Consider the following 12,391-nt stretch of genomic DNA (forward strand, 5'->3'; position numbering starts at 1 on the left):
GTGCCCACACAGATTGTCTGATAAATTGTTAAAGAGCAGTGCAACGCGGCGTTAAGCTCACCGTTGCGAGGTCCCGTATATTACGTTTTCCTCATTCAGAGTCAAGCGATTATTTTTGCTTTTCTCTGCCGGCGTTCATCTCTGAACCCCGCTAACCCGGCGGCCTGTAAGCCGTTGTTCAGTGTCAGTGGAGGCGCATTATAGGGAGTTCTCAGACGTTGACAACCCCTCTTTTAAAAAAAACTTTCAACCGTCTCTTTTTTGCTCAAAACCGTGCTACAGCGCCAGTTTTTCGAGCGTTTCAAAGCCATAACGGCGTAAAACGGGTAAAAGTTGCTCAGTCTCTTTCGTGATGGCCATACAAAACGCGATATTCGCGTCGGTAGATTTCGCATCCGGCGCTTCATGCTCCAGTAGCCAGGCCGTACGACGGGCGATAGCCGCGCCGGAATCCACCAGGCGCGTCCCCTCCGGCAATACCTCTAATAACTCTTCCTGTAATAGCGGGAAGTGGGTGCAGCCCAGCACAACGGTATCCGGAGGTTCGGGCATCCGCAGCCACGGACGAAGAATACGACGCAGCTCGTCGAGTGATACCGCTTTTCCATGCAGCTTCGCTTCAGCCATCTCCACCAGCTCAGCCGAACCCAGCATCGCAATCTGGCATTCGTTGGCAAAACGGTCGATCAGCTCGCGAGTATAAGGACGCTTTACCGTGCCTCGCGTTGCCAGCAAACCCACAATGCCGTTCGCCGTCAGGCGCGCGGCAGGCTTTATCGCAGGAACAACGCCCACAACCGGGAACTGGAATTTTTCACGCAGGGCGGGAAGAGAAACGGTGCTTGCCGTATTACAGGCGATGACGGCCAGCGCAAGGGGATAGCGCTTTTGTACAGCGGTGACGATTTCAACCACACGCTCAACAATAAAATCTTCGCTCTTTTCCCCATACGGGAAAGCGACGTTATCGAAGGCGTAGATGTAATGGAGATCCGGCAGGAGATGCCGAATCTCATCATAGACCGAAAGCCCACCGACGCCGGAATCAAACACCAGCACGGTGGGACGCGGATTAGAAGGTGTAGCTGCCAGACAAGGTGTATTCCCGTCCTGCAGTTTGGTAGCCATAAACTGTCTCGTAATCTTTATCGAACAGGTTGGCTATTTTACCACGAACTGTGAGATGTGAGGTGACAGGATACGAAACTGCGACATCCCACAGGCTGACACCACCCATTTTTACTTTCTCAGACGGATAAGCACCAAAGTCAGTGTCGTAACGCGTACCGAGATAGTGATAAGTCAGGCTCCAGTCGAAATCATAGATCTGCGTGTCGAGCTGATATTTCACCTGCTGCTTAGCACGACGGTCCAGAAGTTCGTTGGTTGCGGCATTGCGGGCATCCACATAGTCGTAGCCTACAGTATGCGTCAACGGGCCCGTATCAAACGATGCTGTCGCTTCCACACCTTTAATGCGCGCTTTACCGACGTTGTAATATTGCTGAAGGTTATTATCGAAGTCGATGAGATTATCGACGTCATTACGGTAGCCGGAGACGCGCCAGCTCACGCCCGCCGTCAGGCCTTCAAACGCACCTTCCCACTGCTTACTCTCTTCTGGATCAAGATGGTCATTGCCATAGAAACCATAGAGTTGACCCAGATTCGGAGCCTTATAGGCCGTACCATAAGAAGCAACGAAGCGGTAACCCTCCACGAACTCCCAGGCCGCACTACTTTGCCAGGTGCCATGGCGGCCGAACTGAGAGTTGTCATCGCTGCGAACCGCTCCTTCCAGAGTGAAGTCACCAAACTGCTGCAACCCGGTCAGGTAAACGCCGGTGTTACGCAGGTCGTAGCCGTTGGTCACGTAGTTTGTACCCGGCTCGGTGCTCTGCTTCTGCCAGTCAACGCCCGCGCCAATGTTTCCATGGCCAACATCAACGGAATTCAGCCACTGGACGTTGTACTGTTTGATTTCATCCAGGGTGGCTGTTGAATCGTAGCGGCCCAAATTTGGGTCGTAGTTATAGTCCTTGCTGTGGCTATAGCTGGTGAGCAGCTGTGAATGGAAGATGTCATCGTTGAAGCGCAATCCAGCATCCCAGGTCTGACTATAGAGCTGGCGGGTATCGACCAGTACATCGGGGGTAAATGAGCTGTAGTAACCGTCGTAGGCAGTACGGTTGCTATAGCCAAAGCCGCGAACAAATCCGCTCCACTGCTCCGAGAATGCGTGATCCAGTGCACCATAGAGCGTTTTATTCATAAAGCCGTCGCGATCGGTCTGGGCAAGGCCACCATTGTTGCCGTCCGCAACCACATCAAACCCTTTGGTATAGGTGTAATCACCCGCAAGCGTGACGCGCGTGCTGTCGCCCAATGTTTGCTGAGTACTGCCGCCATAATTCTGGTAACCATGCGACCCTACACCTGCGTTTAGCGTGGTACCGTCCTTCGCGCGAGTGGTAATAATGTTTACGACTCCGCCGATCGCGTCCGAGCCGTATACCGCCGAACGCGGTCCACGAACATATTCGATACGCTGCACCAGGGAGATCGGGAACTGGCTGAGATCGGATGACCCCGTGACGCCCGCCTGGTTAAGGCGGATCCCATCAACAAGGATCAGGACGTGGCTGGAGTTGGTGCCGCGTATAAAGAGAGAAGAGAGTTGCCCCATCCCGCCACTTTGCGCCGTATCCACGCCGGGCAGGCGACGCATAACATCCAGGACTGAGGTTGATTGCCAACGGTCAATATCGGCACGCGTAACAACGGAGGTTGCAGCCAGAATAGTTTTTTCAGGTTGTTCAAAACGATTTGCCGTCACCACCAACGAGTCGGCGCTATCCTGCGCCCAGCCCGAAAATGCCGTGACGGACAACGCCGTCAACAGCGATACTTTTTTAATCATTGTTAAAGCATCCACAATATAAGAAGGATGCCGCAGGCCTCATCGATAGCACGCGATGATGAAACCAAATGCGACGTGATCCCGGCAGGTCTTCGGGCTAGGTGGCTATATAAGGATGAAGACTTCCCATTTTCACAGTGTCTACAACGCTCATCCCGCCAGACTTTACCGCTGCGCGTCAGCTCCAGATTTACACTGGATTCCCTTTTCACTCTCAGGAGACCGGAAACAGAATGCTACAATTAGACACGTATGGATGTCCAGACAGCTATTGCCCATTAAATCTGGACATCCCCTGAACAATGCCTACAATCCCCGCGTAATTCTTTATCACTCAGGACGCATCATGACCCCAGAACACCTCCCGACAGAACAGTACGACGCGCAGCTGGCAGAGAAAGTCGTCCGCCTGCAAAGTATGATGACGCCTTTCAACGCGCCCGTTCCCGAGGTGTTCCGCTCTCCCGTCAGCCACTACCGCATGCGCGCCGAATTCCGCATCTGGCACGACGGCGACGACCTGTACCACATCATTTTCGATCAGCAGACGAAATCCCGTATCCGCGTGGACAGCTTTCCGGCGGCGAGCGAGCTCATTAACCAGTTGATGACGTTGATAATGGACGGCGTGCGCAACAATCCGGTACTGCGTAACAAGCTGTTCCAGATTGACTACCTGACCACGCAAAGCAATCAGGCGATTGTCTCTCTGCTGTATCACAAAGCGCTTAACGACGAGTGGCGCGAGCAGGCAGAAGCGCTGCGCGATGCGCTGCGCGCTCAGAACATCAACGCTCACCTGATTGGCCGCGCGACCAAAACCAAAATCATGCTGGATCAGGACTACATCGACGAGCGCCTGCCGGTGGCAGGTAAAGAGATGGTGTATCGTCAGGTAGAGAACAGCTTCACCCAGCCGAACGCTGCGATGAACGTGCAGATGCTGGAGTGGGCGCTGAAGGCGACGGAAGGATCAACGGGCGATCTGCTGGAGCTTTACTGCGGTAACGGCAACTTCTCGCTGGCGCTGGCGCGTAACTTCGATCGCGTGCTGGCAACGGAAATCGCAAAGCCGTCGGTGGCAGCCGCGCAGTACAACATTGCCGCCAACCATATCGACAACGTGCAGATCATTCGTATGGCCGCAGAAGAGTTCACGCAGGCCATGAACGGCGTACGCCAGTTTAACCGCCTGGAAGGGATCGATCTCAAGAGCTACCAGTGTGAGACGATTTTTGTCGACCCGCCGCGCAGTGGCCTGGACAGCGAAACCGAGAAGATGGTGCAGGCGTACCCGCGTATTTTGTACATCTCCTGTAACCCGGAGACGCTGTGCAAGAACCTCGAAACATTAGGCCAGACGCACAAGGTTGAACGTCTGGCGCTGTTCGATCAGTTCCCATATACGCACCATATGGAGTGCGGCGTACTGCTCACGGCGAAGTAATGTGGGGCTTGTAGGGCAGGTAAGCGAAGCGCCACCTGCCAAAAAAGCCGGATGGCGCTTCGCTTATCCGGCCTACAATGACGAAACCCTTTACTCTGATAACTGGCTTTTACGGCTACGCATGCGGGAGCCAATCCAGAACACCAGCGCCACAGACAGTACGGCAGGGAAGAAGTTAGAGCCGATATCCGGATATTCCGCGCGAACCACCGTGCTATACAGCAATACGCCCAGAATAAAGCTGGCAGCGGCCAGCCCCGGTAGCCCCACCGGCATGGTGCGGTTCAGGTAACGTTGATGCAGGCAGTAAACCGTCAGCACCAGCGCAATAAGCGGGAAAATCGAAAACGGCACGATTGAGCTAAAAATAGCGGCAAACGTACCATTAATGGATAAGCCAGCGATCAATGCCAGCAACAGCGTCCCTTTATCCTGACCTGACTGTTTCATTACTCACCTTCACTCTTCGGTTTGATGTGCCAGTTTCTCTTGTTCACGGCGATACCAGTAGTACGCGCCTTTGGAGATCATCCTGAGCTGCAATACCAGCCGCTCTTCGAGCTGCTTGCGTTGTTCAATGCTGACATCCAGCGCTTCGGCACCCGCGCTGAAAACAATCGTCACCATCGCCTCGGCCTGTGCTTCAGTAAACGCGCGCGGCATATGGTTTTCGAGTTCAAGATAGTCGGCAAGTTCCGCGATGAAATGCTGAATTTCACGCGCGACGGCGGCACGAAACGCCGCCGATGTGCCCGAACGCTCGCGCAGAAGCAGACGAAACGCGTTGGGGTTATTGCCGATAAATTCCATAAAGGTCGATACGGAGGTGCGGATCACGCTGCCCCCTTTGGCGATACGCTGACGCGCCTGGCGCATCAGCTGGCGCAACATCAGGCCGCTCTCGTCGACCATGGTCAGGCCCAGTTCATCCACATCACGGAAATGACGATAGAAGGACGTTGGCGCAATCCCGGCCTCGCGTGCGACTTCGCGCAGGCTCAAACTGGCAAAACTTCGCTCAGCACTCAGTTGACTGAATGCGGCTTCCACCAGCGAACGCCGGGTTTTCTCTTTTTGTTGTGCTCTTACGCCCATCACGATAGTTGAATCCTTCCAAAGGCCTGATGGCACTATACCAGAGAATAAAATTAATCTGTTTGCCTGGCTTTGTGAATGATTGTTTACGTGCGGTTTGTGCTCCACTGCCCGAAAAAAGCACAACGATAATTGGGTTACCCTGGCAATGATGTTATGATTCTGTTGCTTTTATGTATAAGAACAGGTAAGCCTTACCATGCCACATTCCTACGATTACGACGCAATAGTTATTGGTTCCGGCCCCGGCGGCGAAGGTGCTGCTATGGGTCTGGTGAAACAGGGAGCCAGAGTAGCGGTCATCGAGCGCTACCATAATGTCGGCGGCGGTTGCACCCACTGGGGCACCATCCCTTCGAAAGCCCTCCGCCACGCCGTTAGCCGCATTATCGAATTTAACCAGAACCCTCTTTACAGCGACCACTCCCGACTTCTTCGTTCATCCTTTGCTGACATCCTGAATCATGCGGATACCGTTATTAACCAGCAGACACGCATGCGTCAGGGATTTTATGAGCGTAACCACTGTGAAATTTTGCAGGGCAATGCGCATTTTGTGGATGAACACACCCTGGCACTCGAATGCCACGACGGTTCGGTTGAAACCATCACGGCTGAAAAATTTGTTATCGCCTGCGGCTCACGCCCTTACCATCCGGCCGACGTGGACTTCTCGCACCCGCGCGTTTACGACAGCGACTCGATTCTGAGCCTGCACCATGAGCCTCGCCACGTCATTATCTATGGCGCAGGGGTCATTGGTTGCGAATATGCGTCGATCTTCCGCGGAATGGACGTCAAAGTTGACCTGATCAACACCCGTGACCGCCTCCTGGCGTTCCTCGATCAGGAGATGTCGGACTCCCTCTCCTACCACTTCTGGAACAGCGGCGTGGTGATTCGCCACAACGAAGAGTACGAGAAGATTGAGGGCTGTGACGACGGGGTGATCATGCACCTGAAGTCCGGTAAGAAGCTGAAAGCAGACTGCCTGCTGTACGCCAACGGTCGTACCGGCAACACCGATTCACTGCAGCTGGAAAATATCGGGCTTGAAACCGACAGCCGCGGTCAGCTGAAGGTCAACAGCATGTATCAGACCGCCCTGCCGCACGTTTACGCAGTCGGCGACGTGATTGGCTACCCAAGCCTGGCCTCAGCCGCTTACGACCAGGGACGCATTGCCGCACAGGCGCTGGTAAAAGGCGAAGCGACGGCGCACCTGATCGAAGATATTCCGACGGGCATCTATACCATCCCGGAAATCAGTTCTGTCGGCAAAACCGAACAGCAGCTGACGTCAATGAAGGTGCCTTACGAGGTGGGTCGCGCCCAGTTTAAACATCTGGCGCGGGCGCAAATCGTGGGGATGAGCGTGGGAACGCTGAAGATCTTGTTCCATCGCGAGACCAAAGAGATCCTCGGCATTCACTGCTTTGGTGAACGCGCGGCGGAAATCATTCATATCGGCCAGGCGATAATGGAGCAGAAAGGTGGTGGTAACACCATTGAGTACTTCGTTAACACCACCTTTAACTATCCGACCATGGCGGAAGCCTATCGGGTAGCTGCGCTGAACGGCTTAAACCGCCTGTTTTAACGCGCTGTCGAAATGGCCATCCATCGAACCACGGATGGCCTCTGCCAGCTGCTCATAGCGGCTGCGCAGCGGTGAACCCGGACGATACACCAGGCCGATAGTGCGACGCGGCTCCGGCTTAATGCACGGCAGATAAACCACGCCATCACGTTTACGCTCGCGCGGCACGGCCAGCGCAGGCAGCAGCGTAATACCGCTTCCCGCCGCGACCATATTACGCAGCGTTTCCAGGCTGGTTGCGCGGAAATGGGTATCTTCATCCGCACCCGCTTCAAAGCAAAAGCCCATCGCCTGATCGCGCAGGCAGTGGCCATCTTCCAGCATCAGCAGCTTTTCACCGGCCAGATCGGCCATCGGTACGCGATCGCGGTTCGCCCACGGGTGATCTTCATAGATCGCCAGCATCATCGGCTCATCGAACAGCGGCACTTCAATAAAGGCTTCACTCTCTTTCACCAGCGCCAGAATGGCGCAGTCGAGCTTGCCGCTGTCTAACTGCGCCAGCAGCTGATGGGTCTGCGCTTCATGCAGGTACATTTCGAGTTTCGGGAACGTCTGGTGCAGCATCGGAATGATGTGCGGCAACAGGTACGGGCCAACGGTTGGGATCAGGCCAATATGCAGCGGGCCGGACATCGCCTCCCCCTGCTGGCTTGCCATTTCCTTGAGCACTTTGACCTCGCGCAGCACTGTGCGCGCCTGATCCACCAGCAGCAGACCTGCCTGTGTGAACAGAACCTTACGACTGGTGCGCTCCAGCAGCATCACGCCCAGCTCGTCTTCCAGCTTGCGGATCTGACCGCTCAGCGTGGGCTGGCTGACGTGGCAGGAATCTGCCGCGCGGCGAAAGTGACGATGCTCGGCTAACGCTACCAGGTATTCAAGATCACGAATATTCATTATTCATCCTCCGTCGCCACGATAGTTCATGGCGATAGATAGCATAGCAACGAACGATTATCCCTATCAAGCATTCTGTTGAATAATACACCACATAGACGAGGCGGCACGTGTTTGACCCTTGACGTCCCCGCTCCGTCAGCGAGTTTCTCTCAAAACTCGAACAACTAAAGCCAACGTGAACTTTTGCGGACCCCGTGGTCCGCTTTTTTTTGCGTAAAAAACCCCACAGATAAAAGCAAAATGGCAACCGAAGCTGCCATTTTTCGTGTTTACCCCTTTTCCCCGGTACATTCTCATAAGCATCTCTTATCTGACGCAATGGGAATTAAATTTCGTAAATTGCCCTCATTTATTCGTTTGCTGAACCGTTTTCGCAGCAATTGACGACGGGGGTTTTACGTGGCTTTATAAGGGGAGATGACAAAATAATGTCCAGAAAATTTTCGCCTGGGCATAAACAAAAATGATGGGGTGACTGGGTTTTTATGAACGAACAATATTCCGCGTTGCGTAGTAATGTCAGTATGCTCGGCAAAGTGCTTGGAGATACCATCAAAGACGCGTTGGGGGAGAACATCCTCGACCGCGTTGAAACCATCCGCAAGCTGTCTAAATCTTCCCGTGCCGGTAACGAGGCCAGTCGTCAGGAGCTGCTCACCACCTTGCAGAACCTCTCAAACGATGAGCTGCTGCCCGTTGCACGCGCATTCAGCCAGTTCCTGAACCTGGCCAACACCGCTGAGCAATACCACAGCATTTCGCCAAATGGCGAAGCTGCCAGCAACCCGGAAGTCATTGCCCGCACCCTGCGTAAACTGAAAGACCAGCCAGACCTCAACGAAGCCACCATCAAAAAAGCGGTGGAGTCGCTTTCGCTGGAGCTGGTGCTGACCGCACACCCCACTGAAATTACCCGTCGCACCCTGATCCACAAAATGGTGGAAGTGAACAACTGTCTGAAGCAGTTGGATAACAAAGACATTGCCGACTACGAACGCAACCAGCTGATGCGCCGTCTGCGCCAGCTGATTGCCCAGTCCTGGCACACCGATGAAATTCGTAAGCATCGTCCAAGCCCGGTCGACGAAGCCAAATGGGGCTTTGCGGTGGTGGAAAACAGCCTGTGGGAAGGGGTGCCTAACTACCTGCGCGAGCTGAACGAACAGCTGGAAGAGAACCTCGGCTACCGCCTGCCGGTCGACTTCGTTCCGGTCCGCTTCACCTCCTGGATGGGGGGCGACCGCGACGGCAACCCGAACGTGACCGCAGAAATTACCCGTCACGTCCTGCTGCTGAGCCGCTGGAAAGCGACCGACCTGTTCCTGAAAGACATTCAGGTGCTGATCTCCGAGCTGTCGATGGTTGAAGCGACGCCGGAACTGCGCGCGCTGGCCGGAGAAGAAGGCGCCAGCGAGCCGTACCGTTTCCTGATGAAGAAACTGCGTGGTCAGCTGATGGCCACTCAGGCCTGGCTGGAAGCGCGTCTGAAAGGTCAGCGCCTGCCAAAACCAGAGGGTCTGCTCAGCCAGAACGAACAGCTCTGGGAGCCGCTGTATGCCTGTTATAAATCACTGCAGGCCTGCGGGATGGGCATCATCGCTAACGGCGAACTGCTCGACACCCTGCGCCGCGTGAAGTGTTTTGGCGTGCCGCTGGTGCGTATCGACGTACGTCAGGAAAGTACCCGTCATACCGAAGCGCTGGGCGAGCTGACCCGCTATCTCGGCATTGGCGATTATGAAAGCTGGTCCGAAGCCGACAAACAGGCCTTCCTGATCCGCGAGCTGAACTCGAAGCGCCCTCTGCTGCCGCGCAACTGGGAGCCAAGCAACGAAACCCGCGAAGTACTCAACACCTGTAAAGCGATCGTGGACGCGCCGAAAGGATCGGTGGCCGCCTATGTGATCTCCATGGCGAAGACCCCGTCAGACGTGCTGGGCGTTCACCTTCTGCTGAAAGAAGCGGGAATCGACTACGCTCTGCCGGTCGCCCCGCTGTTTGAGACCCTCGACGACCTGAACAACGCCAACGACGTCATGACCCAGCTGCTGAATATCGACTGGTACCGCGGCTTTATTCAGGGCAAACAGATGGTGATGATTGGCTATTCCGACTCCGCGAAAGATGCGGGCGTGATGGCGGCATCCTGGGCGCAGTATCAGGCGCAGGACGCACTGATCAAAACCTGCGAGAAAGCCGGTATTGAGCTGACCCTGTTCCACGGACGCGGTGGCTCGATTGGCCGTGGCGGCGCGCCTGCACACGCAGCGCTGCTGTCGCAGCCGCCGGGAAGCCTCAAAGGCGGCCTGCGCGTCACCGAGCAGGGCGAGATGATCCGCTTCAAGTACGGTCTGCCGGAAGTGACCATCAGCAGCCTGTCGCTCTACACCAGCGCGATCCTGGAAGCAAACCTGCTGCCGCCGCCGGAGCCGAAAGCATCCTGGTGCCATATCATGGACGAGCTGTCTGATATCTCCTGCGATCTGTACCGCGGCTACGTGCGTGAAAACAAAGATTTCGTTCCTTACTTCCGCTCGGCCACGCCTGAGCAGGAGCTGGGTAAACTGCCGCTGGGCTCACGTCCTGCAAAGCGTCGCCCGACCGGTGGCGTAGAGTCTCTGCGCGCGATCCCGTGGATCTTCGCCTGGACGCAGAACCGTTTGATGCTGCCCGCCTGGCTGGGTGCCGGTGCCGCACTGCAAAAAGTGGTGGAAGACGGTAAACAGAACGAACTGGAAACCATGTGCCGCGACTGGCCGTTCTTCTCTACCCGTCTGGGCATGCTGGAGATGGTCTTCTCGAAAGCTGACCTGTGGCTGGCAGAATACTACGACCAGCGTCTGGTGAAACCAGAGCTGTGGGCGCTCGGTAAAGAGCTGCGCGAACTGCTGGAAGGCGACATCAAAGTGGTACTGGACATCGCCAACGACTCACATCTGATGGCGGACCTGCCGTGGATTGCCGAGTCTATTCAGCTGCGTAACATCTACACCGACCCGCTGAACGTCCTGCAGGCAGAGCTGCTGCACCGTTCGCGTCTGGCGGAAGAAGAAGGTAAAGAGCCGGATCCGCGCGTTGAACAGGCGCTGATGGTGACGATTGCGGGCGTTGCGGCAGGTATGCGTAACACCGGCTAATGCTTTACGCCCGGCGGCGCTACGCTTGCACGGGCCTACGATACGTAGGCCCGTGCAAGCGTAGCGCCGCCCAGCAATACCCTGGTATCTACACCATGCACCACGACATTACCCACATCCTGACTGACCTGATCAACGGCACAACGCCGCTGCGTCAGGTGCATTTTGCGAACCCAGCGATCCCCGCCCCCGAACTTGCCCTGCAGGTCGATTTCCCACGTCTGGAGATCGCGATCGAAGGTTCAATGAAAGACCAGGCTGGCTGCGTTTTACAGCAGGGGGATGTTTTATACGTCCCGGCTGGCGGCTGGAATAATCCACATTGGCAAGCACCCGCAACCACGCTGAGTATCCTGTTTGGCAAACAGCAGCTTGGGTTTAGCCTTTTGCATTGGGACGGTAAAGACGTTCGAAATCTGGCAAAGCAGCACGTTGCCCGCCGCGGTCCGCGTATTGGATCGCTACTCTTACAGACGCTCCATGAAATCCAGATGCAACCGCATGAGCAGCAAACCGCGAGGCTGATTATCGCCAGCCTGCTTAGCCACTGCGTGGACCTTCTGGGGAGTCAGATCCAAACCGCCTCCCGCAGTCAGGCTCTGTTTGAAGCGATTCGGGTCTATATTGACGAACACTACGCCACTCCCCTTACCCGGGAATCCGTCGCGCAGGCGTTCTATATCTCCCCAAACTACCTGTCGCATCTGTTCCAGAAAACGGGCGCAGTGGGTTTTAATGAATACCTGACGCATACCCGGCTGGAACACGCGCGCCAGCTGTTAAAAGGGTATGATTTAAAAGTGAAAGAGGTGGCGCATGCCTGCGGTTTTGTCGACAGCAACTATTTCTGCCGGTTATTCCGCAAGAACACGGAGCGTTCGCCGTCAGAATACCGTCGCCAGTATCACAGCCAGCTCACCGGGAAGGGTGCTAGTCCAGAATGATCTGAGTTTGCTGCGGAGCGGATAGCATTTTACGCACCGCGCCCATCACCTTTTGTGGGTCACGTAAAAAGGCGTTAATACCGCACTTCACGTAGCGCGTATGCTCGAAACGTTCACTGCCCGCCAGTTCGATATCAGTAATGAGCAATACGACATCAGCACGCCGGATGTCCTCTTCCGTAAGCTCACTCTCAACGCCCAGCGCTCCCTGCGTCTCAATGTTAACGCTCCACTTCTCCTGCTGGCAGAGCTTTTCCAGCCGTTCGGCAGCCATATAGGTATGTGCGACGCCACTGACGCACGCGGTCACCGCCACCAGATGACGTCCCGCTATCACTGTCATGT

General features: G+C 55.4%; 10 protein-coding genes and 1 riboswitch. Of the genes, 4 read left to right on the forward strand and 6 right to left on the reverse strand.

Annotated elements, in window-relative coordinates:
- Positions 1-276: 276 nt before the first annotated feature.
- Both murI and btuB read right to left on the reverse strand, forming a co-directional pair.
- Positions 277-1,128 carry a glutamate racemase gene (gene murI, locus ADJ24_RS16160; protein ID WP_023309660.1) on the reverse strand — a complete coding sequence of 284 codons (852 nt, stop codon included), beginning with the start codon at positions 1,126-1,128 and terminating at the stop codon, positions 277-279.
- Positions 1,073-2,920 (reverse strand): TonB-dependent vitamin B12 receptor BtuB, encoded by a 1,848-nt coding sequence (btuB, locus tag ADJ24_RS16165; protein ID WP_023309661.1) that lies wholly within the window; start codon positions 2,918-2,920, stop codon positions 1,073-1,075. Before btuB ends, murI begins: the two co-directional genes overlap by 56 nt.
- Positions 2,921-2,986: 66 nt before the next feature.
- Positions 2,987-3,162, reverse strand: a riboswitch (cobalamin riboswitch).
- Positions 3,163-3,266: 104 nt separating this feature from the next.
- Here btuB and trmA point away from each other — a divergent pair.
- Entirely contained in the window at positions 3,267-4,367 is a 1,101-nt protein-coding gene (trmA, locus tag ADJ24_RS16170; protein ID WP_023309662.1) for a tRNA (uridine(54)-C5)-methyltransferase TrmA, read from the forward strand.
- A 90-nt stretch (positions 4,368-4,457) separates the two neighbouring features.
- On the opposite strand, the gene ADJ24_RS16175 is transcribed toward trmA, so the two are convergent.
- Positions 4,458-4,817, reverse strand: a complete 360-nt coding sequence (locus ADJ24_RS16175) for a YijD family membrane protein (protein ID WP_023309663.1) — start codon at positions 4,815-4,817, stop codon at positions 4,458-4,460.
- A 9-nt stretch (positions 4,818-4,826) separates the two neighbouring features.
- Complete coding sequence (fabR, locus tag ADJ24_RS16180; RefSeq protein ID WP_008501784.1) at positions 4,827-5,465, reverse strand: HTH-type transcriptional repressor FabR; 639 nt, start codon at positions 5,463-5,465, stop codon at positions 4,827-4,829.
- 196 nt (positions 5,466-5,661) lie between these two features.
- On the opposite strand from fabR, the gene sthA reads away from it, so the two are divergent.
- Positions 5,662-7,062: a Si-specific NAD(P)(+) transhydrogenase gene (sthA, locus tag ADJ24_RS16185; protein WP_008501785.1), complete on the forward strand. Its 1,401-nt coding sequence runs from the start codon at positions 5,662-5,664 to the stop codon at positions 7,060-7,062.
- Here sthA and oxyR read toward each other — a convergent pair.
- On the reverse strand, positions 7,045-7,962 hold the full coding sequence (oxyR, locus tag ADJ24_RS16190) for a DNA-binding transcriptional regulator OxyR (RefSeq protein WP_023309664.1): 918 nt from the start codon (positions 7,960-7,962) through the stop codon (positions 7,045-7,047). The two genes, sthA and oxyR, sit on opposite strands and share 18 nt — an antisense overlap.
- A 488-nt stretch (positions 7,963-8,450) precedes the next feature.
- On the opposite strand from oxyR, the gene ppc reads away from it, so the two are divergent.
- Complete coding sequence (ppc, locus tag ADJ24_RS16195; RefSeq protein WP_023309665.1) at positions 8,451-11,102, forward strand: phosphoenolpyruvate carboxylase; 2,652 nt, start codon at positions 8,451-8,453, stop codon at positions 11,100-11,102.
- A gap of 95 nt (positions 11,103-11,197) precedes the next feature.
- Positions 11,198-12,046: a helix-turn-helix transcriptional regulator gene (locus ADJ24_RS16200; RefSeq protein WP_032667980.1), complete on the forward strand. Its 849-nt coding sequence runs from the start codon at positions 11,198-11,200 to the stop codon at positions 12,044-12,046.
- Here ADJ24_RS16200 and ADJ24_RS16205 read toward each other — a convergent pair.
- The gene (locus ADJ24_RS16205) at positions 12,033-12,389 is read right to left on the reverse strand and encodes a PTS fructose-like transporter subunit IIB (RefSeq protein ID WP_023309667.1); all 357 of its coding nucleotides are present in this window, start codon (positions 12,387-12,389) and stop codon (positions 12,033-12,035) included. The genes ADJ24_RS16200 and ADJ24_RS16205 overlap by 14 nt on opposite strands.
- Positions 12,390-12,391 lie beyond the last annotated feature (2 nt).

The organism is Enterobacter sp. 940_PEND (assembly GCF_001059415.1).
Lineage (GTDB): Bacteria > Pseudomonadota > Gammaproteobacteria > Enterobacterales > Enterobacteriaceae > Enterobacter > Enterobacter cloacae_M.